Genomic DNA, 26960 nt, shown 5'->3' with positions numbered 1-26960 from the left:
AATGAGTTGCTTGAGATAAGCTGAATTTTTACTAATTTATAAAGAGGCAGGATTATATATTAAACGTAATCATTAATTAACAGCAGATAAACAAAAGGCGATGATAAATCATCGCCTTTTAAACAGAAAAACTTTTGCTTAGTTACAAGCGTCTTTAAGCGCTTTACCCGCTTTGAAAGACGGAACTTTAGCTGCAGAAATTTGAATCGTTTCGCCAGTCTGTGGATTACGACCACTACGAGCTGCACGCTCACGTACTGAGAATGTACCGAAACCTACAAGAGCAACTTGATCACCTTCCTTTAGTGCTGCAGTGATTGCATCAGTTAATGCATCAAGTGCACGTCCTGAAGCTGCTTTAGAAATGTCTGCACTTGCAGCGATTTGGTCGATAAGTTGAGACTTATTCACAATATGATCCCCTTCAATTGTTATTATATGAGTATCCGCAAAACAAAAATGCGAAAAACGTTATACCAAGCTTAAATTCGAACTTCAAGCATAAATTCACAAATTTTTAACTTTCTAGATATCGCCGCAATCCCTTTTGTGACAAGGCCTAAAGCGAAACTGGGATAAAGGCTACCACAACTTATTGCTGTGTGAAGCCCTAAATATCAAAAAAAACAAAAAAATTAGCCGTAAGTGGCTATTTTTTACCCTTACTTGGCTTTTCAAGGCTAAAACGCTCGGGGTTTTCTTGCAATGCCAGCTGTAAAACATCGTCAATCCAACGTACAGGATGAATTGACAAGTCTTGTTTTACATTATCTGGGATCTCTTGTAAATCGCGCTCGTTCTCTTTTGGAATGATAACTGTTTTTATTCCGCCTCTATGAGCGGCTAGCAATTTCTCTTTTAACCCACCGATCGCCAGGACTTCGCCGCGCAGTGTGATCTCTCCGGTCATAGCAACATCACAACGAACAGGATTACCAGTGAGCGTTGAAACTAACGCAGTGCACATCGCAATACCTGCACTTGGGCCGTCTTTCGGCGTAGCACCTTCAGGTACGTGAACGTGAATATCGCGTTTCTCGTGAAAGTCGTTGTTAATGCGTAATTTTTCAGCTCGGCTACGAACAACCGTCATGGCTGTCTGGATAGACTCTTGCATGACATCACCCAGCGAACCGGTGAAAGTCATTTTACCTTTGCCCACCACAGATGTGGTTTCTATAGTGAGTAATTCACCACCTACTTGGGTCCATGCTAAACCGGTAACCTGACCAATCTGGTTGTTGTTTTCTGCTTTACCGTAATCAAAACGCTGAACACCAAGGTAATCAGACAGGTTTTCGTGGGTGACCGTCACGCATTTCGTGTCTTTATTTAATAGGATATTTTTCACTGCTTTACGGCAAATTTTGGAAATTTCACGCTCTAAACTACGCACACCCGCTTCACGGGTGTAGTGACGGATGATACCCATGATGGCAGATTCTTCTATCACCAACTCTTTGGCTTTAAGACCATTACGAGCGATTTGTTTATCGAGTAAATGCCTCGTAGCGATATTCAGTTTTTCATCTTCGGTATAACCCGATAAACGAATAACTTCCATACGGTCTAACAAAGCCCCGGGAATATCCATACTGTTAGACGTTGCCACAAACATGACATCAGACAGGTCATAATCCACTTCTAAGTAATGGTCACTAAAGGTACCATTTTGCTCAGGATCCAATACTTCAAGTAATGCCGACGAAGGATCACCGCGCATGTCTGAAGACATTTTATCTATTTCATCTAATAAAAACAGTGGGTTTTTAACACCAACTTTGGCCATTTTTTGAATCAATTTACCTGGCATTGAGCCGATATAAGTTCGTCGATGACCGCGGATCTCCGCTTCATCACGTACACCACCTAGGGCCATGCGTACATACTTACGGCCGGTCGCTTTTGCAATTGACTGACCAAGCGACGTCTTACCCACCCCTGGAGGGCCCACAAGGCATAAAATAGGCCCTTTTAACTTTCTGACACGCTGCTGAACCGCTAAATATTCAATGATGCGCTCTTTAACTTTTTCTAAACCATAATGCTCGGTGTCTAAAAGCTTATCGGCCGCGGCTAGATCTTTTTTCACAGCGCTGCGTTTAGCCCATGGTACACTCGTCAACCATTCTATATAGCTTCTCACTACCGTGGCTTCTGCTGACATGGGAGACATCATTTTCAGCTTACTAAGCTCAGTCGTTGCCTTTTTCTTAGCTTCTTCAGGCATTTTCGCATCGTCAATTTTTTTGCTTAACGCTTCGAATTCATCAGGCGCTTCATCCAGCTCACCAAGCTCTTTTTGAATGGCTTTCATTTGCTCATTCAAATAATATTCACGCTGGCTCTTCTCCATTTGCTTTTTGACTCGGGTGCGAATTTTTTTCTCCACCTGAAGCAAATCAATTTCGCTTTCCATCAACGCCATTAAATATTCGAGACGTTCATTAACTTGTGTCATCTCTAATACTTTTTGCTTTTCAGCTAGTTTAAGTGGCATATGCGCAGCCATTGTATCTGCGAGGCGAGCGGCTTGCTCAATACCACTTAACGAGGTCAATACCTCTGGTGGGATTTTTTTATTTAACTTTACATAACCTTCAAACTGAGAAATAGCCGAACGAACGATAACTTCTTGTTCGTTGTCTTCAACTTCTAAATCGTCTTTCGCAACAATATTAGCGATGAAGAAATCTTCAGTGCTGACGAACTCTTCGATATGCCCGCGCTGGTTACCTTCAACCAATACTTTAACGGTGCCATCAGGTAATTTCAGTAGCTGCAATATTGTTGCTATGGTGCCAACAGTAAATATATCGTCAGGTTGCGGCTCGTCGGTACTGGCGTCTTTTTGGGCGACTAGAAAAATTTGTTTGTCTTTATCCATCGCCGCTTCTAAACAACGTATCGACTTCTCGCGACCGACAAATAAGGGAATAACCATATGCGGATAAACCACCACATCACGTAATGCCAAGACCGGCATTTCTGTGTAATCAACATTCTCTTTGGTCATATAGTGTCTCGTGTAATAAAAAGTAAAAATGGTGCAATGAAACTGTATATGGGGCTTTGCACAAAAAGTTCAAACGAAAAACGAAAACTATCCACTGAAGCCTCTAATTTAGAACCCCCAATAAAGCATAAATCGAGCGCGGAAAAAGATTATATATTCATAGATCCTCAAACTTTTGACTTTAGCATCAATGTAAAGCAATGCGCAGATATAAAAAAAGGCTCCTGAGGAGCCTTTATAATTTTGTCTGATTTACTATTCCGAGATGGATTTTTTATCCGCCGCGCTATCGTATATTAATATAGGTTTCGACTCGCCACGAATAACCGTTTCGTCCACCACTACCTTGCAAACATTAGACATAGACGGTAACTCGTACATTGTATCGAGTAACACAGCTTCAACGATTGAGCGAAGACCACGGGCTCCCGTTTTACGTGACATGGCTTTTTTAGCAATAGCCTGAAGTGCATCTTCTCTAAATTCTAACTCCGTTCCTTCAAGGGCGAATAAAGCGGCATATTGCTTAGTAAGTGAGTTTTTAGGCTCACGTAAAATTTGGATAAGCGCATCTTCACTTAATTCTTCGAGACTGGTTAAAACAGGTAAGCGTCCAATAAACTCAGGAATAAGACCGTATTTAACCAAATCTTCTGGCTCAACTTTTTTCAACAATTCTCCTTCTTTGGCTTTATTGTTGATGTCTTTAATCGCCGTTCCAAAACCAATGCCTGTGCCGGTATGAGCGCGTTGTTCAATGACTTTATCAAGTCCTGCGAACGCTCCGCCACAGATAAAGAGAATTTTAGAAGTATCAACTTGCAAAAATTCTTGTTGAGGATGCTTACGCCCTCCTTGAGGAGGTACAGAAGCAACCGTGCCTTCGATCAATTTAAGTAAAGCTTGCTGAACACCTTCACCAGACACATCACGCGTAATCGATGGATTATCTGACTTACGAGAAATTTTATCGATTTCGTCTATGTATACGATCCCACGTTGCGCTTTTTCAACATCGTAATCGCATTTTTGCAATAACTTCTGAATGATATTTTCAACGTCCTCACCCACATAACCCGCTTCAGTAAGCGTCGTGGCATCAGCCATAGTAAAGGGCACATCTAATAAACGCGCTAACGTCTCTGCTAGTAAGGTTTTACCGCTACCAGTGGGACCCATTAACAAAATGTTGCTTTTACCGAGTTCTACGCCATCGTGTACATCGCCATTACGCAGGCGTTTGTAGTGGTTATATACCGCTACCGACAACACCTTTTTGGCATGCTCTTGACCGATGACATAATCATCGAGATGACTGTGAATTTCTTTCGGTGTGGGAAGTTCATCTTGCTTCTGCTTAGGTGCGATTTCTTTAATTTCTTCACGAATAATGTCGTTACATAACTCAACGCACTCATCACACACAAAAACTGATGGACCGGCAATAAGTTTTCTCACTTCGTGCTGGCTTTTTCCACAGAAAGAACAATAAAGTAGCTTGTTATCGCCATCTCCGCTTTGCTTATCACTCATCTATTATCTCTTCTTCATTTGGTTGATATAGCGCGTCTTATTGCCAATTCCATGCACATAAACGCACTAAACAATATCAACAGTAACTGGTTACTTCTTAGTGTCGCTGTTGCTGACATCTGGACGACTCGACAACACTTGATCTACTAAACCATAGTCCACAGATTCCTGAGCGCTTAAAAAATTGTCTCGGTCTGTGTCACGTGCAACTTTGTCGTAATCTTGTCCGGTATGCGCTGCCATTAAACGATTCATCTTCTCTTTAATAGACAGGATTTCTCTTGCATGTATTTCAAAATCAGATGCTTGACCTTGGAATCCACCCAATGGTTGATGGATCATGACACGCGCATTTGGCAGACAGTAACGTTTACCTTTCGCTCCGCCGGACAACAAAAATGCGCCCATACTCGCAGCCTGACCTATACACACTGTGCTCACATCAGGTTTAATAAAGTTCATGGTATCGTAAATTGCCATACCTGCAGTTACTGAGCCGCCCGGGGAATTGATGTATAAGAAAATATCTTTTTCAGGATTTTCAGCTTCCAAAAATAACATCTGGGCAACAATTAGGTTAGCCATGTGGTCTTCAACTTGGCCAACCATGAAAATGACGTTCTCTTTCAGTAAGCGTGAATAAATATCATAAGAGCGCTCACCTTTCGCGGTTTGTTCAACCACCATAGGTACTAATGCATTTGTAGGATCAAACGGTGTATTCATCATATATTTTCTTCACAAATAAAAATGCTCGGTATTTACCGAGCATTTAAGCAGTTGCAGACTAGATAAGTCAATTAACAAAGGGCAATTTATGCCTGTTTGTTCATGATCTCATCAAAAGCTTTGTTTACTTCTTTCACATTTGCTTTACTTAGAAGCACTTCAACCGCTTGCTCTTCTAACGCGACATTTTGCATTTGTTGCATCAATTCATCGTTAGTTTTGTAGTACTCGATCACTTCTTGAGGATCTTCATACGCAGAAGCAGCAGTTTCGATCAACGCATCAACTTTAGCTGAGTCAACTTTCAACTCTTCATTTTTGATGACTTCACCTAGCAACAAGCCAATAGAAACACGCTTACGTGCATTTTCTTGGAATAAATCAGCTGGAAGTTCAGGAAGGTTATCAACGTTGCCGCCTTGTTGTTGGCTGAAACGTTGCTTCGCTTGCTCGCGTAAAGCATTGATTTCTTGATCAACTAATGCTTTTGGCAAATCGATTACGTTGTTTGCTAACAAACCTTCAATCACTTGTTCTTTCACATTGGCTTTCAATGTTTGCTCAAGTTCACGTTGCATGTTTTTACGTACTTCAGCATTAAGCGCTTCAACGTCACCATTGTCGACACCGAACAATTTAGCAAATTCTTCGTCAACTTTAGGAAGGCTTAGGCCTTCTACTTTATTGACGGTAATTTTAAATTGTGCTGCTTTACCTTTAAGGGCTTCAGCGTGGTAATCTTCAGGGAAAGTCACGTCAGCCACTACTTCTTCGCCAGCTTTTGCGCCAACGATTGGCTTTTCAAAACCAGGGATCATGCGATCTTTGCCCATTTCTAGTTCGAAGTTCTCAGCTTTTCCGCCTTCAAATTCTTCACCATCAATGGTACCGATGAAATCAACCGTTACACGGTCGTCTTTCTTCGATTTACGTTTAACTTCTTTCCATGTAGCGTGCTGTTTACGCAACGTTTCCATCATAGTGTCCAGATCAGCATCGGTAATTTCTACCACAGGCTTTTCTACTTCAATTTTTTCAACGTCTTTTACTTCAACTTCAGGATACACTTCAAACGCAGCAACAAACTCTAAGTCTTGTCCGTCAACGTCAGTTTTCATTTCGAAATTAGGCATACCTGCTGGGGTAATTTTTTCTTGCACGATCGCTTCATAGAAGTTGCGCTGCATAGCTTCGCCGGCAATTTCTTGACGTACGGCTTGCCCATAACGCTTCTTAATTACGCTAGCTGGAACTTTACCTGGACGGAAACCATTAATACGTTGGGTCTTAGCTAACTGTTGTAAGCGAGACTTAACCTGTGAATCAATTGATTCTGCAGGAACAGTGATGGTAAGACGGCGTTCTAAACCTTGAGTCGTCTCAACGGAAACTTGCATTCTTCTACCTCAACTTTGCGCTCGTCTGCGCATTTATAAAATTTTTGATGGGTTTTTTATCGCTGGAATATGACTAAGGTAAACCTAATCCGTCCCACACAATCACGAGTTGACCTATTTATCATCTCGCCTAGCCGGATAAAAAAGACGCAGCAGTATAGCGATTCAACTACTTTAAGTCGAGTCGAAATACTAATTAGTTTAGTTTGAGATAAGAAAAGATCTGATGATTCAAAGAATTGGATTAGAGTTTTTACAAGGAGTATAAGAGATGGTGCGGAAGGAGAGACTTGAACTCTCACGCCCTAAGGCACTGGAACCTAAATCCAGCGTGTATACCAATTTCACCACTTCCGCAAGTGGGGTGGACGATGGGGCTCGAACCCACGACAACCGGAATCACAATCCGGGACTCTACCAACTGAGCTACGCCCACCAAAGCGATAATTGTTGCCAGGTTCGCATGGTGCGCCCGGCAGGACTCGAACCTGCGACCACCCGCTTAGAAGGCGGGTGCTCTATCCAGCTGAGCTACGGGCGCTCGACGAATCTTTTACAATTTGAGAAAATGGTCGGTGAGACAGGATTCGAACCTGCGACCCCTTGGACCCAAACCAAGTGCGCTACCAAGCTGCGCTACTCACCGACTTAACAACCCGAAGAGTTATTCTCTGTCTCTCAACGGGGAGCGCATAGTAAACAGATGTATTTCTCTCGTCAAACACTTTTTTAAAAGAAAATAACTGACTGCTGTTTTTTTTAGCAATTTGTCCGATAAACCAGCAAAAAGAGTGTGAAACATACAAATCAAGGTACCAAAGCAAGTGAAATACTCACAACGCAATTACCGTTATTTTGACGTTGTAGGCCGAAACCAGGTGAAATTTTTCTTTTATTGGCCGTCAAATGTCCAGCGTCCGTTCTTTTTCGGACTAAATCCAATGCGATTTAAATAATTTTCATGCTCATAACTGTCCGCTAATGCAACAATATTCTTAAATCCAAATTGTTTTGACAGTTGTTGGCCCTTACCTATTACATGTTGACCGAGGTGACAGTCGCGGTAAGCCGGGATAACAAAATCAAAATCAACGACAAAGTCATCATTTACATCACGGTAACCAGATAACATCCCTACGACTTCGGTTCGCTCAGTTAGAAAAAAATATTGACGCTGAGGATCCGCAGACACTTTCATAAAACGCGGAAACAAATGTTTAATTTCTTGCTGATGGAATTCTAAAAAGAAATCTACATAATTTGACGGACGACTGACGGCCAGCACAGAAAACTGCCGTTCTACATCAAAAAGTAATCTACGCAGGAAAAACAGATTAGTTAACGTAATAAATCCATTTAATATGGCCACTGGGTAGGCTTGTATAATAATTCCATATAAACAAAACGAAGAAGCCCCAGCTAAATTGAACCAACGCAATCGAACAATTGAACTTCTAGTTAGCGAATACGCAATAACAGCTGACGCGCAATAGCCAAATATTTCTACTGGAGAGAGTTCCAAACCACACACCTTAAATATAAACAAGACTGATATAACGGTATCTTTGTTTAGATGTAACTTTGGGGCAAGTAGATTCGATACTATTTACAAATTTGCGTGCTGCGGATTGTTGAAACAACCGCATTATGTGACAATACAGACCCCTTGTCTTTCAGTTACTTTTTATATGCCTGCTCAAAAAATCAATGGTAAATTAATCGCCCAACAAGTCCGTCAGCACGTTGCCTCTCATGTTGAATCTATTGTTTCTTCGGGCAAACGCCCCCCAGGTTTAGCGGTCGTTTTAGTGGGAAGTGATGCGGCATCTCATGTCTATGTTGCCAACAAGCGTAAAGCCTGTGAAGAGGTTGGGTTTGTTTCAAAATCCTATGACTTGCCATCAACCACATCTCAACAGGTGTTGCTTGAACTGATTGATAAGCTGAATAATGATCCAGAGATAGACGGCATATTAGTGCAATTACCTCTACCAGCTGGTTTAGACAAAGAGCAAGTATTAGAACGTATTTTACCTCATAAAGACGTAGATGGTTTCCATCCTTATAACATCGGTCGTTTAGCCCAGCGTATACCGGCCCTTCGTCCTTGTACGCCAAAAGGCATTATGACCCTAATTGAATCAACTAAGCGCCCAGTGAAAGGTCTTGATGCCGTTATCGTCGGCGCATCAAATATCGTTGGCCGACCAATGTTTATGGAATTGTTATTAGCAGGCTGCACAGTAACCAGCTGTCATAAATTTACCAAAGATTTACAATCTCATGTTGAACGGGCGGACCTTTTAGTAGTTGCGGTAGGTATTTCAGCATTTATTCCTGGAGAGTGGATCAAACCCGGCGCTATCGTGATCGATGTTGGCATAAATCGCCAAACCGACGGCACCTTAGTCGGTGATGTCGACTTTACTACCGCTGAGCAACGTGCGGGTTGGATAACCCCAGTTCCCGGCGGAGTGGGTCCAATGACGGTGGCGAGTCTAATTGAGAATACCTTAGAAGCCTACGTTAAGTATCACTCAAGTTAAGGGTATTACCTAACCGTGAATAACATTCCACACAATGATGTTGCCATTCAAACGATACAGGCTTGGTTGAGTGACATCATTATCGGGCATAACTTTTGTCCATTCGCCAAACGCGAATTTGAGCGTGAAAGTATCGCATATACGGTTAGTCGGGCTGTCACCCTTAAAAATGCCACGGATCAGCTTTTAACTGAATTGCACACCTTGGAGCAAAATAGTCAAATTGAGACCAGTTTGCTTATATTCAGCACTGGTTTCAGTGATTTTGATGATTATCTCGATCTGGTCGCTATGTCACAGGCACTGATTGAGGGAGGCGGATATGCAGGGCAATTCCAATTAGCCAGTTTCCATCCTGATTATTGCTTTGAAGGTGAGGCCCCTGACGACTTATCGAATTATACCAACAGAGCCCCCCTACCTATACTGCATGTATTACGGGAAAGCAGCCTAGATCGAGTGATGCGTACCTACCCCGATCCAGAGAACATTCCTTTACGTAATATCGACAAAGCACGACAACTGGGTCAAATGTACTGGCAGCAAACCCTGCACAGACTCAACAGACCTGAAAGCAAAGATTAATCCACTTTAATTCGGCGACTCCCCCTCGTCAATAGGATAAGACCTAATCGGCTGTTTTGCTTCTTTTTGCGCTTCACCTAATAGAAAATCGTTTATATTTTTGTTGAGCTGCTCACCATTAAATTTAGGTATTTGGTAAATCCAATCCGCCCAGTAATCGGTTGGGGACGCGCTGGTAATCCGTAAAAAGGCACTATCTTGCTGCTTGGCTATTTCAACTCTAAATGTGTGACCGTACGCTGTAGTTACATCAAGCATGACCATGGGGATCACACTTTCCCAATCGACTGAGGTTAGCGGTAACAGCTGTTCGAAATGGATCCCAGCTAAATTAAGCGCAACTGCATCGAGTACCCCTGCATATTTGAGCTCTTGTGCTGGCGGCTTATTTATCAACATAAATGATTCATTTACGCTCGCTCTATAAATCTGCCATGGATCACCATCGACTCTCGCGATACTGGAAAAGTCAGTTTCATCAAACGGTAAAATTGGCTGCTGTAACCATTCGCTATTGGTCATAGGCAGATTAATCGGACGGTCGCTTAGCCACGCCTGTGCTTGTTTGGGTATACGTAGGTAACTGTTGTTACCAACTGAAGCGTGATTTCCAACCAATACCTGCCAAGACTGTTCTTTATTCCCTAACGTAATCAGCGTTGCTAAACTATCGCTGACTGAAATATCCTGTAAACCTAGGTGATGATAGTTACTGTCTTTTTGTGTTTTAGACTCCACTAATCTAGCCTGAGCCAATGCCTGAACTAGAGTGGCTAGCTTTTCTCGGTCAACAGGAAATTGACCAACTTGAGTACCATCATCTAAATATACCTCGGTTTGCCAGCGATCATTATCACGCCGTGCATTGAGCAAAATACCACCGGCATTTCTTAAAGTAATGCGATCCACTTCGGTTGCTTTCTGGTCGAGTGTTGGTAACGCAGCTTGAGAGATGTCTTGAGGTGAATCATCTTGTTGCAACAACCAATAACCCGCCCCACAGGCCAGCACAGCCAATACCGCCAGCACAACGAATGAACGATTCATGATTGTCCCTCCTTAGACATCTTTGAAGTTTGCACTGTTGGCTTATATCGGCTGCGCAATAAACGCCGACATAACATCAGCAATAAAACCAACAGCACCGGAGCCAGCACAATATTGACAAACTTAAGCAAGTTACCCAGTTTCTCAATGTCTTTATCTAGTTGATGGCGCACATCACGTAGCGCTTTGCGGATCTGTACCTTTTGTTGCATAAAGTCATCGATTGCTTTTTGCTGTTGAGGAGATATGACTAAAGACCCCCCTTCGCCCTGTTGCTCCTGCAACTGCGATAGTTGCCCTTCCGTTTCTTCGAGTTGCTGCTGTAGTATTTTCTCTTGTTCTCTGAATTTCTGCTCTGCAACTAGCTTTAACTGCTCTACTTTGTCGAATGGACGAGCGAATGTGCCACGACTACGAATGCTTATCAGCGCATTACTGCCAGCTAAATTTTCAACAGCGTTAGTCAAAAAGTCACCATTATTCGCAAATGGTGTGGTGATCGTCTGACCAAAAAACGATGATTGCTGCACCCAGAATCGATCGGAGAGCAAATCGCTATCGCCAACCAATATTAGATTCAAATCTCGTGTTTGTGTTAAACGTTTATCGGTATCGATACCTTCGGGTGCTTGGTCAAAAGCGGATTTGGCACTGCCTGTCAATCTTGCAGCTAAAATGTATTCTTTGTTGTCACTTTTATACTGTTGACTTAAGGCTTGAGGGTCACGCATTTGCGCGTACTGGACGCTATCGATCAAGTCAGAATTTTTTGTTGAGTGAATCAACGTCGACCAACGTAAAGCAGAATTACTTTTTTTACTAAACACGCCAAATGACGCACCGTTAATTAAATCCAAATTTGACGTGGTCACATCTTGCTCGTTTAACTCATTACCACTGAAACCAACAAAACCAAAATGCCGTGCAACATCACCTGTTTGTGTGCGCACATCAAGCCCGGAAAATGCATCGAGTAACACCTGCTGCTCATCGAAATTCACCCCCCAAGTATCAAACAAGCGTGTCAAATTTGAACTATTTGCTCCCATAGCCGACCCCGTTAACATGCTCATTTGATCTGATTCATTATGGGGGTCAACAAAAATAAGTGCTCGGCCCCCCCCCCATAATATATTGATCGACTGCGTACAGTAATTCATCGCTGAGTGTTTTAGGGTGAGCAACCATCAATACATCCGTACCTTTTGGCAGCTCGGAGGCATCACTGCCTATTTTATCGACTATATACAATTGCTGTAATTGCGTATAGAAAGTCCAAGGTTGATCGAAGCTTCCGGTCAAAGGATTTTGCCCACCGGCAACAGGTAAATCAGTCAACAAAGTCACTTTAACTTGCTTAGGATTAATCAGTTGGTAAATCAACTTACTAATTTCATATTCCAAAAAGCGTTCTTGCTGTGGGTCAAAAAAGGCAATAATTTTCTGATCATCGAGTGCATTGCTTGCCCCTAACCCAAGATAAATCACCTCCCCCGCGGGCCCAATATTAGCCCCAGTCAAACCGAACTGCTCTGCCCGGTCTTCTTTTTCAGAAAAGGCTTCGGGGTCCAGAATATGTAGTTTAATTTTACCATTGGATCGTCCTGCGTATTCTTCTAACAAGCTCTGCACTCGCGCTGCGTAATTACGTAACGTCGTCATATTCTTTGAAGCTTTGTCGGAGAAGAAAAAATACAAATTTAACGGTTCATCAATTTCCGTCAATATTTGCTGACTACCTTGTGACAGTGAATAAACATCATCTTCTGTCAGATCCACACGGTAAGCACTCAGTAGCTGATTATTGAGTAAAACTAATGCAAAAAATAAAATCGCAATAAACAGCATACTTAACCAAGTTGTTAATCTATTCGTCATGGTTAATCAGCCTTCTTCAGTTCAATAATAAGCAATCCCGCATACAGCCATGCCATAGTGACCAATAAGAAATAACCGAGATCATTTAACGCGATAACACCTTTTGCCATCGCTTCGAAATGCGTTAGAAAGCTAAATGATGCCACAGTGTCAAGCAACAACGACGGCGCCCACCCCTTAAAGGAATCCAATACAATTGAGCTGCCACTCACCACAAAAAGAAAACACACAACTATGGCAAGAATGAAGGCGATAATTTGGTTTTTTGATAATGCTGACATGCACATCCCAATTGCCAAAAATGCCCCCGCCATCAACCAACTGCCTAAATAAGCAGCAACGATAATCCCGTTATCGGGGTTGCCTAAGTAATTCACCGTCAACCATAAGGGAAACGTTAGTATGAGTGCTAAACCTAACACGCTCCAAGCGGCTAAGAATTTCCCAAGCATAGCTTGCCATGTGCTTATCGGAAGTGTCATCAATAATTCAATACTGCCGCTTTTGCGTTCTTCGGCCCAACTTCGCATTGCGATAGCCGGAACAAGAAACAAATACAACCATGGGTGGAAATTAAAAAATGCCAGTAAATCAGCTTGCCCGCGCTCATAAAATCCACCAATGAAAAATGCAAAGACCGACGATAACACTAAGAAAATACCAATAAATACATACGCCACTGGAGAGGCGAAATAACCTGCAAATTCGCGTTTAAACAAAATAAAAATATGCGCCACAGCTATGCAACCTCTGTTGTTAATTCTCTGAAAACTTGATCTAACCTGCCTTGCTCAATAAACAATGTATCGACAGGTAATTTTGCACGTTGCACGTGGGCTGTTACTTCATGCAAGATATGATGTCCCGGCTCAGGGAATAGCGTGACATGTCCCGTTTTCTGGTCCACTTCCATTTCAGCCACCCCTTCAAGCTCTGCCAAGCCAGAAATATCCGCAAGGTAACTCAAATGAATGGTCACCGCATGATAGTACCGTGAGCGCTGCTGTAAGCTCAGAGGCGTATCATCAAACAGTAATTTACCTTTAGCGATAATCATGACCCGATTACACACCGACGTCACCTCTTCCAATATATGAGTGGAAATAATAACGATCTTATCTTTGGCCAGTTTTGTTATCAGTTCTCTCACTTGATGCTTCTGATTCGGATCTAATCCATCTGTGGGCTCGTCTAAAATCAGTATGTCAGGATCATGTATCAGTGCCTGTGCGAGCCCCACACGTCGTTTAAATCCTTTCGACAAGTTCTCTATGGGCCGATTAACCACATCTTGGAGCTCAATCTGTTCTATCACATGATTAATGCGCTGCTCTTTGTCTTTACCTCTGAACCCTCGAATCTCTGCAATAAACTTAAGAAACTGATAGGTCGTCATATCTCCATATGCTGGCGCACCTTCAGGTAAATAGCCGATATGTTGCTGAATGTCTTTAGCATCACGCAACACAGACATATCAAAAATATCGATACTGCCACTGGTAGGTTGCAAAAAACCAGTTAACATTTTCATCGTAGTCGATTTTCCAGCGCCATTAGGCCCCAAGAAGCCGACGATGTCGCCCGGCTTTATATCGAAAGTTAGATCTTCGACCGCGCAGAAATGGCCAAACGATTTCGATAGGTTCTTTACTGATATCATGATGTTCCTAGTATGACCAAAAGATAGCGTGCTAAAGATATAGCGTTCTAGAGTCTGTTTCAACGCTTGTGCGCACGTCAAATAGCAATCAATGCTACTTAACTGAGCATAACTCGATTTACAGCAATTAAACTCTGCGTTAAAACTTGCCAAAGGATTGATTTTTGCCTGTATATACGCGAAATTTCTTGGCAAATCAGCGCTGTTACCTTATTGTCTCCGGCTATGAGCATGGCAAAATCCCTACTACACACAGTCGACTTATATATGCATAGTCGCTACTCCATATTTAAACGCATAATTAACCTCGTCATTGTCATTGTGATGCTGTTGTTATTCGTAAACCTGTGGTTTGTTGACAACGAAAATGCACAGAATTGGCGCAACAAAGAAAGTACTCAACTAGGGAATAGTATTGGCTTAATTAGCAGTGAAATTCTTGCCCAACCAATTATCAACAATGACAAACAACGTATTAGCCAAGTATTGGATATTCTGCTTAAGGACCCTCATATTGAGGCCGTAGCGGTATATGATCAGTACGGCCAGAAAATTGAAGAACTTGGTATTGAGCAACCCATAGTTAAACAATATCATGAGGCTAAAAGTGCCGTGCCATTGGTATTTGTGCAAGATATTCGCGTGGACAAGCAAATATATGGCTATGTGCGTTTACTCTTAAACGAGCAAAGCGTTATGGTTTGGCATAGTGAATACCAAGCGCAACTGCGCAAGCAGACTCAAGTATTGGGGTTATTAGCTGCTCTAGGTGCCCTGCTTCTAACCAGAATTTTCTATAAAGTACGTTATCGACATTATATTCACCCTAATAACCTCCCCAAAACTGATATGCATGGGGGTACAGCTAAACCTAAACCTTAGTCATTTATTGATTGCACTGTATTACTTGATAAATTTGCCAGTATATCCAGCGTATTGTGCAGACAAGCATATTGTACTTCATCAGCGGGCTCAGCGCGTAAAGCTTGTAGCTCTCGTAAAATCAACGGTAAATAATGCGGGTTATTTCGCTCCCCCTGTTTGTTATTAATCGGCATGTCAGGTGCATCGGTTTCCAATACGAGACTGGTAAGTGGCACTTGGCTTATGGCCTTTCGTGTTTTTTGTGCTCGAGGATAAGTAATAGTACCGCCAACCCCCAACTTAAAACCGAGTTCTATGTACGACTGAGCCTCATATAGGCTGCCAGAAAACGCATGAATAATGCCGCCTTGCTCGAATTTTTGCTGTTTCAACGTACGGATTAACGCATTGTGGGAGCGTCGGTGATGCACAATCACAGGCAATTGGTGTTGTTGCGCTAGCTGTAACTGCTCGACACAGATGTGCATTTGAATCTTCTCACTGGTATGCAAACTATAATCGAGGCCGATTTCACCCACAGCCACAACGCGACTTTTATGCGCCAAAAGCAGCTCGTCGAGCGCCAATAAATGAGCATTAACAAAGTTATCTAAAAAGTAAGGGTGAATGCCTAGAGCAAAATGCAGTTGCGGGTAAATATCGCATAACGCAATCAAGGCATGCCAGGTGCTGGCTTGGGTACCAGGAATAACAATACGCTTTATCCCTAACGCCTGACATTGTGCGAGAACGGTGTGACGATCGATATCAAACGCGTCAAAATCTAAATGGCAATGGCTATCAATCACAAGTAAAACGCCTTTAAGGCATCAAGCGTTCAATTGCCCAATCTTGTGCATTTTTACGACTAAACACAAAACGGTCATGTAAGCGGTGATCCCCACCCTGCCAAAATTCAATTTCTTGAGGGATAACCTTATAGCCACCCCAAAATTTTGGGGCAGGTATTTCCTGCTCTAAAAATTGCGCTTTAGTGGCTTCAAACCGAGTCAATAAGGCCGCACGATTGGCAACAGGTTGACTCTGTTTAGATGTCCATGCTGCCAATTGACTCGAAAGAGGACGAGATGAAAAGTAACGTTGTACGTCTTCTCTGCCGAGTAAATCGACACGGCCTCTGACGACAACTTGTCGTTCAAGAATATGCCATGGAAAATGCAGCGAAATTTTTGGATTTAGCGCTAAATCTCGTGCTTTACGGCTACCAAGATTGGTATAGAAAACGAAGCAACCATCCATCACATCTTTTAACAAAACAATGCGTTGCGATGGTTGCCCTTGATTATCGACCGTGGCAACGGTCATAGCAGTTGGATCCGGTAAGTTTGCTTTAACCGCGTCGTCCATCCATTTATCAAACTGGGCAAACGGATCTTTTAGTAACGAATCTTCAGTGAGGTGTCCTTGGCTATACTCGCGCCGGATCTGACTTAGAGGTTGCATTATTTACTCCTGCAAAAACACATGTCGATAGATGGTGGTTACTACGTAAGCCGATAACGAATGGATTAGTTATCTTGCCCGTAGCCTAAACTACGCAGTGCACGTTCATCGTCAGCCCAACCCGATTTGACCTTAACCCAAAGTTCTAAAAACACCTTGGTATCAAACAAATGCTCCATGTCTTTACGCGCTTCAGCACCAATAGTTTTAAGGCGTTGTCCACCTTTGCCAATGACCATGCTTTTCTGGCTATCACGCTCAACTAAAATCAAACCATTGATACGATAAACCCCATTTTCCGCCAACATAAATTGTTCGATCTCGACGGTCACTGAATATGGCAATTCATCACCGGTAAACCGCATAAGCTTTTCACGAATAATCTCAGCAGCCATAAAGCGACTCGAACGGTCGGTAATGTAGTCATCTGGAAAGTAGAATTCACTTTCAGGCAAGATTTCATTTACCATGTCTCTTAGCTGCGTGACATTCTTGCCATTTTTCGCGGAAATCGGCATGATTTTATTAAACGCATGTTGCTCACCTAACCATTTCAGGTGGGGCAACAGGATCTCTTTATCTTTTACATTGTCCGATTTATTTACGATCAACCAGCAGTCAACATTGCTCTGTATGATTTTGGTTAAAACCATTTGGTCGTCATCGGTCCAACGCGTCCCTTCAACAACAAATAGCACTAAACCCACATCAGCAATTGAGCTTGATGCTGCACGATTCATAAAACGATTAATAGCGCGTTTTTCTTCGATGTGTAAGCCGGGTGTATCCACATAGATTGCCTGACGATTTTCATGGGTGTCGATACCCATAATACGATGGCGTGTAGTTTGAGGCTTACGCGAAGTGATACTCACTTTTTGCCCAAGTAAGGCATTAAGTAGGGTTGATTTCCCTACATTTGGACGGCCAACGATGGCGATCATTCCACAATAAGTGATATCAGACATTTTTCAAATTCTCGAGTGCTTGCTTTGCCGTTCGCTGTTCAGCTCGGCGTCTACTTTTTCCACGACCAACAATAGGTGTACTTAACCCTGCTACCGTGCATTGCACGGTAAAAGTTTGGTCATGGGACTTGCCGCTAATATCAACTACTTCGTATTCAGGTAATGGCAGCTGGCGGCCTTGTAAATATTCCTGTAGACGGGTTTTGTCGTCCTTAGGTGTCGCATCTGGATTAAGTGCATCAATGCGCTTAGCAAACCAAGCTAATATTAGCGGTTCGCAGCCTTGCATACCGACTTCTTGGTATATCGCACCAATGATCGCTTCAACGGCATCGGCGAGAATAGAATCTCGGCGATGACCTCCACTTTTAAGTTCTCCCGGTCCAAGTAGTAATAAATCCCCTAATGAAAACTCCCTAGCAACTTCAGCCAGTGTATCGCCTTTCACTAAGCTTGAGCGCATACGTGTTAAGTTTCCTTCGGGCTGCTTAGGAAAGCGCTCATAAAGCGCCTTAGCAATCACGAGGCCGAGCACTGCATCACCCAAAAACTCTAGGCGTTCATTGTGGTTAGAGCCCACACTACGATGTGTAAGAGCAATCGTCAGGTTCTGAGGATCTGCAAATTCGTAACCGAGTTTGGTATATAAAGGTCTGTAAGGGTCAATCAACTGCATCTAAATAATGCTACCCACACGACTAAACCGAACACCGGTTGGGATCCAGCTCGGGATCCAGCTACTTGGCACTCGGTCAAACTCAAAACTAATCCAAATAGCAACCGCTTTACCTACCAAGTTGTCATCAGGCACAAATCCCCAAAAACGGCCGTCTAGGCTATTATCACGGTTGTCACCCATCATGAAGTATTGACCTTCAGGCACAATCCATTCGTCAGTCTGGGTACCTGGTTGTTGGTAATAATCTTGGGTGCGATTTAAATTACTGGGTAAACGGAAAATATCGTGAGTGACTTCTCCAAGTTTTTCTTGGTATTTTTCCAGCGGTACAAAGTTTTGATAGGCCTCACCGCGGTCAACAAAATTAAGCTCTACAGGCTCGATCGAGGGGCAATCTTTACCGTCATTACATGCAGGTTTAATAAATAATTGCTTGTTACGATAAATCACCGTGTCACCCGGTAACCCAACCACGCGCTTAATATAGTCTTGGCTAGGGTTTTTAGGATACTTAAATACGGCTACGTCACCGCGCTCAGGAGCGCCTGTGTCCCAAAACTTACTCCTAAAAACAGGATCTTTAACACCATATGCATACTTTTCGACCAGAATGAAATCCCCCACTAATAACGTGGGCATCATCGAGCCTGATGGTATTTGGAATGGTTCATACAAAAACGAACGTAACACCAAAACAAACGCAATAACGGGGAAGATTTGCTGGGCGGTATCCACCAACCAAGGTAAATTTTGTTCTTCAGGGTCGCCTGTTACACTTGAGCCATCTTCGGCCACAACCTTACGATCGTTGCGCTTAGGTGCAAACATCAACGAGTCAGCCAACCAAATGAGTCCTGACGCAATGGTCAGAACAACTAAGAATAATGAAAAATAATTTGCCATTTACTTACCTACCTTAAGCAAAGCAAGAAACGCTTCTTGTGGAAGCTCGACGTTACCGACTGACTTCATGCGTTTTTTACCGTCTTTTTGCTTCTGAAGAAGCTTCTTCTTACGACTGACATCACCGCCATAACACTTGGCGATAACGTTTTTACGTAATTGTTTTATCGTACTGCGGGCCACAATTTGGTTGCCGATAGCCGCTTGAATGGCGATATCAAACATTTGTCGTGGAATTAACTCCCGCAGTTTTTCAACTAACTCTCGGCCACGGGATTGTGCATTGTCTTTGTGTGTAATCATCGCTAATGCATCAACTCGCTCACCGTTAATCAGAATGTCTAGTCTAGACATTTCCGCTGTTTGGAAGTGTTTGAAATTGTAATCAAGTGATGCAAAACCGCGACTGGTTGATTTCAGCTTATCGAAAAAGTCCATTACCACTTCAGCCATGGGCAATTCATATGTCACCGCAACTTGCTTGCCGTGATACGTCATATTGGTTTGTACCCCACGCTTATCTACACATAAGGTGATAACACTGCCCAAATATTCTTGTGGCACAAGAATATGTGCTTCCACTATCGGTTCATGAATTTCTTCAATAGCATTAACCGGTGGTAACTTAGAGGGGTTATCCACGTACAAGGTTTCACCGTCAGTGGTGATAACTTCGTAAACCACGGTTGGTGCTGTTGTGATCAGATCCAGATCATATTCACGCTCTAACCGCTCTTGAATAATTTCCATGTGCAGCATGCCTAAGAATCCAATGCGGAAACCAAAGCCTAGGGCTGAAGAACTTTCAGGCTCAAAGAACAAAGAGGCATCATTTAAACTAAGTTTAGCTAGCGCATCACGGAAATCTTCGTAATCATCGGAACTGATGGGGAACAAACCCGCATAAACTTGTGGTTTAACTTTTTTGAAGCCCGGCAAGGCTTTATCTGCTGGGTTTCGCGCAAGCGTAATCGTATCACCGACTGGAGCACCATGAATTTCCTTAATACCGGCAACAATAAAGCCTACTTCGCCCGCACGTAACGTACCAGTGTCCGTTGCTTTCGGGGTGAAAATACCGACTTTATCAGCTTGATGCACCACACCTGTCGACATGATTTTTATTTTGTCATTTTTACGAAGCTCACCTTGAACGATACGCACTAGCGACACGACGCCCTGATAGTTATCAAACCACGAATCAACAATCAATGCTTTTAAAGGCGCATCAATCTCTCCTTCAGGAGGTGGTATCTGGCGCACAATGACTTCCAATACATCTTCAATACCAACACCTGTTTTAGCTGAACAACGCACCGCATCAATAGCATCAATCCCAACAATGTCTTCGATCTCTTCTGCTACACGATCAGGCTCCGCCTGAGGTAGATCAATTTTGTTTAAGATAGGCACCACTTCCATGTTCAAGTCTATCGCGGTGTAACAATTCGCTAATGTCTGAGCTTCAACACCTTGGCCAGCATCAACAACAAGTAGCGCGCCTTCACAAGCCGCTAAAGAGCGAGATACTTCATAAGAGAAATCTACATGTCCCGGCGTATCGATAAAATTAAGTTGATAAGTTTCACCATCTTTCGCTTTATAATTGAGCGTGACACTCTGGGCTTTAATAGTAATACCGCGCTCGCGCTCAATATCCATTGAGTCAAGAACCTGAGCCGACATTTCACGTTCTGTTAATCCACCGCAATGCTGAATCAAACGATCCGAAAGCGTAGATTTACCGTGGTCAATATGGGCGATGATTGAGAAGTTACGTATGTGCTTGTGTTGCATAGACTTTTGAAATGTACCTAGTACGTTTTGCCTGCCCTAAGCGTAATTTTGCAAGCAGCAGATATGTGCTCAAGGAAATTAGGGGAACAAATTAAATTAAATAGATGCGGATTTTACAATTTTATCAGCCAATTTGCGATAAAGAACTCTGCCGATATGCATAATTAATGCACGGAATTCAATTTAAGGTTAAATCATTGACACGTCGATACAATCTACCTTGGTTTTTAAACTAGGTAACACGGCTAATAACATGGGCTCAAATTGGCCTTTACTATGCTTTGCTATATAACGTTTTACGCCTAAAAAACTGAAAGTCGCTCCCAACAAAGAAAATAAGATCACCCAGCCTTCACTGGTAAACAACATGGAACTTACGATAGCAAATCCAATCAATGAAAAAAGTGGCAAAATGTAAACCAATACCGATGCGTTCAACAGCATCGCCTCTGGAACACCCAATTTCACCTCTTGTCCTATGGCTACGGCTTCATCACATTTCAGCCACAAAGCATCACGTTTATTTGCTAACGCCCTTGCTATAACGCCCGTTCCGCAGTTATCTTTTGCATGGCAACTACCACAGGTCGATTTAACCTGAGTCGCTATTTTTATAATTTGCTGCCCATGTTGTGATTGAACATCAATAACGGTTCCGACTTCTTCAATCATATTAATTGGTCGCTAGATGAATGGAATTCGCTATATGGCTGGCCGTTTCAGGGGGAAGTTTCCCAACGACGGTGACATTGAGTTTGCCTTGGTTCAACGTTAGTAAGGTATCCGACTCGTGACGCAGTAAAATATCTTGATTGACTCCATCATTTTGGCTTTCACGCATATAAATAGATACATCGACTAAACCATCACTTAGCATCACGTACTCAACGGATTGACCTGTTATGGGTAAGCGATGAATATCGCGTTTAACCTCAACCATTCCTACGGGCATATAGGCTATATTCCATATGGCTTTAGCATGTGTTTGCGGTCTAAGCTTTAATACTTCTGGCAGCATAGCGGGTTCTACTTTGTCAAAGAAGTCATCAGGTTGCTCCGTCACATTACAAGCCGTTACTTGAATTTGTTCCAACAACTGGCCGTTCAAGTCCACTAAATTCAATTTAAGCATTAAGCCAGTTTCTTGATCTAACCATACATTCATGCCGAAACGTGATTTATCTTTGCTGACGATACGAATTTGCTGTGCTGCACGTCCAGATACCCGACTACGGCCAACCATGACAAAATCATAACTGTCCTCGATTTCCTCTGGGCGTTGAAAAAACTCACTAGGAAACGGACCATTAATTACATTTGACTGCAAACTATAGGGCGGTACATTAGGTTCAAAATAGCTGACTTTGTTGCCAATGCGCACAACTTCGCGACCAGGTCCGTTAAGTAAGTTGAGTTGCTCCATTTTGGCACCTAGAGCATCCACGCCATGGCGCCATAAATAAGGCTGTGAATCCACGCCGGGTTTAAGCAAAACAAAAGAAATACTGTAATTTAAATTACTGTGGGCATAGGCCATTTTTTGCAGCCAGCCAACAGCACTATCTGAAGGAAAGGCTTCAACTTCTTGAGTATAAGAGGGAGACGGCAAATTAACAGAAAGATTATCCTGAGCATCATCAGTCACTTGCCCAATACTGGAAAAGGATAAAGGCATTAGGCAGACGAATGCTATCTGCCTAATGAATTTAGAAAATTTATCTTTGCGGTATGTTTTCAACGTTATTTGGCTGTTCGGTATCATATAACTCTACTTCAGATTCGTCTTGGACCGGAGCGGCCTTGAAACGCAATTGCTGCTTGTGGTCGTTTAAGTAGGCGTTAATGACACGGCGCTGTTCAGATGCATCAGCTCTTGGCAACGTACGTGTTTGCTCTAAGCTAACCGGTGACAAACCACCTTGAATACCCAATAACGCCGGAGCTGAATTAAAAGGCTGTTCGACATCAGCTTGATTGAATTGTTGCACACCAATTATCATGGCGACAGCGACTGACGCCGCAACGGCCATTTGCCCACCTTGTTTAGCAAAGGGTACCACAGAACCGATTAAAGGTAGATCACGCCATGATTTTTTCGGCGCAAGAATCGCAGGCTCTGATGCAAGAGCTGCTGCTACATTTGCAGCAATATCAATGTTGATTTGCGCAGCCATTTCTTTACGAAGACCATCGCGAATTATATGATAACTCTGCCATTTACTAGCTAGCTCAGCATCATTCTTTATTGCATCTAGTAACTGTTCGTCGTGTAACTCACCATCAACTAGTGCAGATAAATTTTCAATTTTTTGCGACATATAACAAGCTTCCTGAATATACGCTTAAATAAACTGTTACTTGAAATAAAAATCTATCTCAAATTACTGTTACAGCTGCATCGCTCGCATATATTAAGAATACTAGCGATGCATCTGCCGTTCTTGCCTTTGTTAGCGTTGCAACAAAGGCTGAATCACCTTATCCAGCGCTTCTCGAGCTCTGAATATTCGTGAACGAACAGTCCCTACAGGACAATCCATCACGTTGGCAATTTCTTCGTAACTTAATCCCTCTAATTCACGTAGGCTTATGGCCATACGTAAATCCTCGGGTAACTTATCCATCGTATCAAACAATAATTTTTCCATTTGATCCGACATTAAACTTTTTTCTGGCGAATTATTTTCTTTCAAGGCATCACTGCCATCATAGAAATCCGCATCTTCTGCATCTACATCACTCGCTGGGGGCTTTCTGCCTTGCGAGACTAAATAATTTTTAGCGCTATTTACGGCTATTCGATATAACCAGGTGTAAAATGCGCTATCGCCCCTAAAATTAGGTAATGCACGGTAAGCTTTAATAAAGGCTTCTTGTGCTACGTCCGCAACGTCACCGGAGTTCTTCACATATCGTGATACTAAATAAGCAACTTTGTGTTGGTACTTAACGACCAACAATCCAAATGCGTCTTTATCTCCACGTTGCACTTTCTCAACAATTTGCTGATCTGTTAACTGCTCGCTCATTCGAGCCAATACTCCTGCTACAAATATTTATTCTGGCTCATGCAAGCACTATAATTGACCATGCTATTTGCAATAAGTTCGTTTTGTAAGAATTTATTTTCGAAATAAATTCGAAACATTCTTCATTCACGATGGGCAATCGCGACATCAATCCCCTAATGTCATTGTATTTTTCACTACATTAATTAGTATTGCCACCCTCTATTGGCATTATTGGTGTAGTTTACCCTATGCACTCCACTGTTGAACATCGTTGTGACGTACTAATTATAGGCAGCGGCGCTGCTGGCCTCAGCTTAGCCCTAAAACTTGCAGAGCACTGTCAGATTATCGTGTTAAGTAAAAGCAGCTTGGCTGAAGGTTCAACTCGCTATGCCCAAGGAGGCATAGCAGCCGTTTTCGACGAAGATGATTCTATCGAATCCCACGTAAAAGACACGCTTATGGCCGGCGCTGGTTTATGTGATGAAAAAGCCGTGCACTTCACTGCATCTCGCGCTAAAGCTTGCATGCAGTGGCTGATTGATTTTGGTATGCCGTTTGATCAAATGACTGATAGCAGTGATGGGGAGCAACGATATCACTTAACCAGAGAAGGGGGGCATAGCCATAGGCGTATACTGCACGCTGCCGATGCCACCGGAGAGGCGGTGCAAGTAACCTTAATTGAAGCAGTCAAACACCATCCAAACATACACATTTTTGAACGCTACAATGCTGTTGATCTGATAAAAAGTTCCGACTCCCCTAACAAATTACTGGGAGCGTATGTGTGGAATCGCAAACACGAGCACGTGGAAGTTATCCGTAGTAAGTTCACCGCTTTAGCTACTGGGGGCGCCAGCAAGGTATATCAGTACACCTCAAACCCCGACGTATCAAGCGGTGATGGTATTGCTATGGCATGGCGTGCAGGATGTAGCGTAGCAAATATGGAATTCAACCAATTCCATCCAACTTGTCTGTTTCATCCAGAAGCCCGAAACTTTCTTATTAGTGAAGCCCTACGTGGTGAAGGTGCTTTTTTATGCCATGCGGATGGCAGCCCGTTTATGCAAAAGTTTGACGAACGAGGTGATCTAGCACCTCGGGACATAGTGGCACGTGCGATCGATTTCGAAATGAAGCGCCTTGGTGCTGACTGTATGTATTTAGACATCAGTCACAAACCAGCAGATTTCATCAAAAAGCACTTTCCCAATATCTATCGCAAGTGTCGAGCGTTGGGTATAGACATTACGCGACAGCCAATACCTGTGGTACCTGCGGCTCATTATAGCTGTGGTGGCGTGGTAACGGATTTCAATGCAAAAACTGACATAGATAACCTCTATGCCTTAGGTGAAGTAGCCTACACAGGCTTGCATGGCGCGAACCGAATGGCCAGCAACTCATTACTTGAGTGTATTGTATTTGCCCACTCTGCCGCCGATCATATTATTCAACGCCTTGGCGACAAAGACTCTCGTGAAGATATTCAGCCATGGGATGAGTCTCAAGTGGGAGATTCGGACGAAGAAGTCATCATCCAACACAATTGGCACGAACTGCGGCTTTTTATGTGGGACTATGTGGGCATAGTGCGCACGAACAAACGCTTAGCTCGGGCGCAGCATCGCATAGAGTTACTAAAACAAGAAGTGGATGAGTACTATTCTTACTTCAGAGTCAGTAACAATTTGTTAGAACTGCGCAACCTACTAACGGTGGCCGAGTTGATCGTTAAATGTGCTCAGCAGCGCAAAGAAAGTCGTGGATTACATTATAATTTGGACTATCCTGACTTACTCGAGAACTCCAGCCCATCAATTATTCCTGGAAAGGTCACTAAATAGTGTGCAACTTCCCACTTAGGTGGGGAGTACCGCCACCCGCACCGCTTAATAAAAAATTTATGTGTAGTTTGTTTGCACCCTGTTCATCACAACCTATTTTTTTGTTTAAGTTTGCCAAAAATATAACATTGCTAGGTAATAAAGCCGGCTTGCTAAATTGAACACCTGTTTCAAATGCCTGGTTAAATATCCCTGTCTCAATGTGCTCAATTGCCGACAAGCAACGGGATTTCGACCACATACCGTGTGCAATAGCGCGCTTAAAACCAAATAGTCTTGCACTTATTTTTGTAAGATGAATTGGATTGTAATCACCGGAAACTCTTGCGTATTGGCGTCCTAATGCAGGCTCTAAAAGCCAACTTTGCTCAATCGCAACCGTCTTTTCTTCCCTAATTCCGTTATCAGCTTGATTTGCTGTTACGAACTCAGATGCTGGTGAGGTTTGGCTATCAGGCTCTGCATAGGCCTCTTTATCAAGCAATGCCTGATAGCCAGTATGGGCACGACGATATAAATAGGTGCTGACCGATGACCAACATAGCTGATTTTTGACCCGCACCTCAGTGTGAATCGAAAATGTATAACCCTTAGGGTGTAACTTTAAGTTCCCGAAGTAACAACAAAAAACACAATCCTCATCAGCACTTATAGGCCGAGACTGCATAATTTCATTACTGATATGCACTAATCCTAACAAGGAAAAGGGAAATCCTTTATCCAGCATTAACATTAAATGCAGCGGAAAGCTCATTACGTGCAAATAGCATGGATGCAACGCTGGGACGTTCCACTGAGTGACCGCATGAAACGCGTCAATTTTTAACCTATTCATCTGTTTGGGTGCGTAACTCAGTACAGTGGCAGGTAAAACGTCATTTGACGTTATAAAATGAGAAAACCGGTCGCGTTTCAGTGCTGCTCGTAACAATAAGTTAGCCGTACTTGGGAGCTTACTAAGGGTCACTAGTGCCGTCATTCAACATAGCTGCTATAGAGGGCAATATAAATGAATGGCTTGCATTTCATC

General features: G+C 42.9%; 24 protein-coding genes, 4 tRNA genes and 1 pseudogene. 4 read left to right on the top strand and 25 right to left on the bottom strand.

The window, feature by feature from the left end; translation table 11 throughout:
* Window positions 1–138 precede the first annotated feature (138 nt).
* The 10 genes from GPLA_RS12800 to GPLA_RS12750 form a co-directional block, all read right to left on the bottom strand.
* A complete protein-coding gene (locus tag GPLA_RS12800) occupies window positions 139–429 on the bottom strand; it encodes an HU family DNA-binding protein (RefSeq protein WP_418889522.1) in 291 nt (96 codons plus the stop codon).
* A 220-nt stretch (window positions 430–649) separates the two neighbouring features.
* A complete protein-coding gene (lon, locus tag GPLA_RS12795; RefSeq protein ID WP_007105341.1) occupies window positions 650–3016 on the bottom strand; it encodes an endopeptidase La in 2367 nt (788 codons plus the stop codon).
* A gap of 255 nt (window positions 3017–3271) precedes the next feature.
* Window positions 3272–4549 carry an ATP-dependent protease ATP-binding subunit ClpX gene (gene clpX / locus GPLA_RS12785; RefSeq protein ID WP_007105340.1) on the bottom strand — a complete coding sequence of 426 codons (1278 nt, stop codon included), beginning with the start codon at window positions 4547–4549 and terminating at the stop codon, window positions 3272–3274.
* Between the two features lie 90 nt (window positions 4550–4639).
* Window positions 4640–5278 carry an ATP-dependent Clp endopeptidase proteolytic subunit ClpP gene (gene clpP, locus GPLA_RS12780; RefSeq protein ID WP_007105339.1) on the bottom strand — a complete coding sequence of 213 codons (639 nt, stop codon included), beginning with the start codon at window positions 5276–5278 and terminating at the stop codon, window positions 4640–4642.
* Window positions 5279–5364: 86 nt separating this feature from the next.
* Window positions 5365–6675 (bottom strand): trigger factor, encoded by a 1311-nt coding sequence (gene tig, locus GPLA_RS12775; protein WP_007105338.1) that lies wholly within the window; start codon window positions 6673–6675, stop codon window positions 5365–5367.
* 272 nt (window positions 6676–6947) lie between these two features.
* Window positions 6948–7032, bottom strand: a tRNA-Leu gene (locus tag GPLA_RS12770).
* Between the two features lie 3 nt (window positions 7033–7035).
* Window positions 7036–7111, bottom strand: a tRNA-His gene (locus GPLA_RS12765).
* Between the two features lie 28 nt (window positions 7112–7139).
* A tRNA-Arg gene (locus GPLA_RS12760) sits at window positions 7140–7216 on the bottom strand.
* Between the two features lie 28 nt (window positions 7217–7244).
* Window positions 7245–7321 (bottom strand) — tRNA-Pro (locus tag GPLA_RS12755).
* A gap of 246 nt (window positions 7322–7567) precedes the next feature.
* Window positions 7568–8197: a GNAT family N-acetyltransferase gene (locus tag GPLA_RS12750; RefSeq protein ID WP_007105337.1), complete on the bottom strand. Its 630-nt coding sequence runs from the start codon at window positions 8195–8197 to the stop codon at window positions 7568–7570.
* A 166-nt stretch (window positions 8198–8363) separates the two neighbouring features.
* Between GPLA_RS12750 and folD the strand changes: the two genes are divergently transcribed.
* Both folD and GPLA_RS12740 read left to right on the top strand, forming a co-directional pair.
* Window positions 8364–9221 carry a bifunctional methylenetetrahydrofolate dehydrogenase/methenyltetrahydrofolate cyclohydrolase FolD gene (gene folD, locus GPLA_RS12745; protein WP_007105336.1) on the top strand — a complete coding sequence of 286 codons (858 nt, stop codon included), beginning with the start codon at window positions 8364–8366 and terminating at the stop codon, window positions 9219–9221.
* A 15-nt stretch (window positions 9222–9236) separates the two neighbouring features.
* Window positions 9237–9806 (top strand): DUF1415 domain-containing protein, encoded by a 570-nt coding sequence (locus GPLA_RS12740; RefSeq protein ID WP_007105335.1) that lies wholly within the window; start codon window positions 9237–9239, stop codon window positions 9804–9806.
* Window positions 9807–9812: 6 nt separating this feature from the next.
* On the opposite strand, the gene GPLA_RS12735 is transcribed toward GPLA_RS12740, so the two are convergent.
* The 4 genes and pseudogenes from GPLA_RS12735 to GPLA_RS12720 form a co-directional block, all read right to left on the bottom strand.
* Window positions 9813–10853: a DUF4340 domain-containing protein gene (locus GPLA_RS12735; RefSeq protein ID WP_007105334.1), complete on the bottom strand. Its 1041-nt coding sequence runs from the start codon at window positions 10851–10853 to the stop codon at window positions 9813–9815.
* Window positions 10850–12731: pseudogene (locus GPLA_RS12730) on the bottom strand (GldG family protein). The gene GPLA_RS12735 and the pseudogene GPLA_RS12730 overlap by 4 nt, the downstream one beginning before the upstream one ends.
* Before the next feature lie 2 nt (window positions 12732–12733).
* Window positions 12734–13468, bottom strand: a complete 735-nt coding sequence (locus GPLA_RS12725) for an ABC transporter permease (RefSeq protein ID WP_007105333.1) — start codon at window positions 13466–13468, stop codon at window positions 12734–12736.
* A 2-nt stretch (window positions 13469–13470) separates the two neighbouring features.
* Window positions 13471–14391: an ABC transporter ATP-binding protein gene (locus GPLA_RS12720; RefSeq protein WP_007105332.1), complete on the bottom strand. Its 921-nt coding sequence runs from the start codon at window positions 14389–14391 to the stop codon at window positions 13471–13473.
* Window positions 14392–14622: 231 nt separating this feature from the next.
* Here GPLA_RS12720 and GPLA_RS12715 point away from each other — a divergent pair, with 231 nt between their 5' ends.
* Window positions 14623–15273 carry a hypothetical protein gene (locus tag GPLA_RS12715; protein WP_226993106.1) on the top strand — a complete coding sequence of 217 codons (651 nt, stop codon included), beginning with the start codon at window positions 14623–14625 and terminating at the stop codon, window positions 15271–15273.
* On the opposite strand, the gene GPLA_RS12710 is transcribed toward GPLA_RS12715, so the two are convergent.
* The 10 genes from GPLA_RS12710 to rpoE all read right to left on the bottom strand — a co-directional run bounded on the left by GPLA_RS12710 (window position 15270) and on the right by rpoE (window position 24095).
* Window positions 15270–16064, bottom strand: a complete 795-nt coding sequence (locus GPLA_RS12710; RefSeq protein ID WP_007105330.1) for a TatD family hydrolase — start codon at window positions 16062–16064, stop codon at window positions 15270–15272. The two genes, GPLA_RS12715 and GPLA_RS12710, sit on opposite strands and share 4 nt — an antisense overlap.
* 13 nt (window positions 16065–16077) lie before the next feature.
* Window positions 16078–16719, bottom strand: a complete 642-nt coding sequence (pdxH, locus tag GPLA_RS12705) for a pyridoxamine 5'-phosphate oxidase (RefSeq protein ID WP_007105329.1) — start codon at window positions 16717–16719, stop codon at window positions 16078–16080.
* A gap of 65 nt (window positions 16720–16784) precedes the next feature.
* Window positions 16785–17687 carry a GTPase Era gene (era, locus tag GPLA_RS12700; RefSeq protein WP_040514683.1) on the bottom strand — a complete coding sequence of 301 codons (903 nt, stop codon included), beginning with the start codon at window positions 17685–17687 and terminating at the stop codon, window positions 16785–16787.
* Entirely contained in the window at window positions 17680–18363 is a 684-nt protein-coding gene (gene rnc, locus GPLA_RS12695; RefSeq protein ID WP_007105327.1) for a ribonuclease III, read from the bottom strand. The genes era and rnc overlap by 8 nt, the downstream gene beginning before the upstream one ends.
* Window positions 18364–19269 (bottom strand): signal peptidase I, encoded by a 906-nt coding sequence (lepB, locus tag GPLA_RS12690; RefSeq protein ID WP_007105326.1) that lies wholly within the window; start codon window positions 19267–19269, stop codon window positions 18364–18366.
* Window positions 19270–21066 (bottom strand): translation elongation factor 4, encoded by a 1797-nt coding sequence (gene lepA / locus GPLA_RS12685; RefSeq protein WP_007105325.1) that lies wholly within the window; start codon window positions 21064–21066, stop codon window positions 19270–19272.
* Between the two features lie 189 nt (window positions 21067–21255).
* Complete coding sequence (locus GPLA_RS12680) at window positions 21256–21738, bottom strand: SoxR reducing system RseC family protein (RefSeq protein WP_007105324.1); 483 nt, start codon at window positions 21736–21738, stop codon at window positions 21256–21258.
* Window position 21739: 1 nt separating this feature from the next.
* A complete protein-coding gene (locus GPLA_RS12675) occupies window positions 21740–22741 on the bottom strand; it encodes a MucB/RseB C-terminal domain-containing protein (RefSeq protein WP_007105323.1) in 1002 nt (333 codons plus the stop codon).
* Between the two features lie 40 nt (window positions 22742–22781).
* Window positions 22782–23384 (bottom strand): sigma-E factor negative regulatory protein, encoded by a 603-nt coding sequence (locus tag GPLA_RS12670; protein WP_007105322.1) that lies wholly within the window; start codon window positions 23382–23384, stop codon window positions 22782–22784.
* A gap of 132 nt (window positions 23385–23516) precedes the next feature.
* Complete coding sequence (rpoE, locus tag GPLA_RS12665; RefSeq protein ID WP_007105321.1) at window positions 23517–24095, bottom strand: RNA polymerase sigma factor RpoE; 579 nt, start codon at window positions 24093–24095, stop codon at window positions 23517–23519.
* A 230-nt stretch (window positions 24096–24325) separates the two neighbouring features.
* Between rpoE and nadB the strand changes: the two genes are divergently transcribed.
* Window positions 24326–25930 carry an L-aspartate oxidase gene (nadB, locus tag GPLA_RS12660; protein WP_007105320.1) on the top strand — a complete coding sequence of 535 codons (1605 nt, stop codon included), beginning with the start codon at window positions 24326–24328 and terminating at the stop codon, window positions 25928–25930.
* Here nadB and GPLA_RS12655 read toward each other — a convergent pair.
* Entirely contained in the window at window positions 25923–26909 is a 987-nt protein-coding gene (locus GPLA_RS12655; RefSeq protein WP_051997673.1) for a MaoC/PaaZ C-terminal domain-containing protein, read from the bottom strand. The genes nadB and GPLA_RS12655 overlap by 8 nt on opposite strands.
* Window positions 26910–26960: the final 51 nt, after the last annotated feature.

The organism is Paraglaciecola polaris LMG 21857, from assembly GCF_000315055.1.
Classification (GTDB): Bacteria; Pseudomonadota; Gammaproteobacteria; order Enterobacterales; family Alteromonadaceae; genus Paraglaciecola; species Paraglaciecola polaris.
The sequence above is the reverse complement of the archived record's forward strand: the minus strand, read 5'-3'. Positions and strand labels throughout refer to the sequence as shown.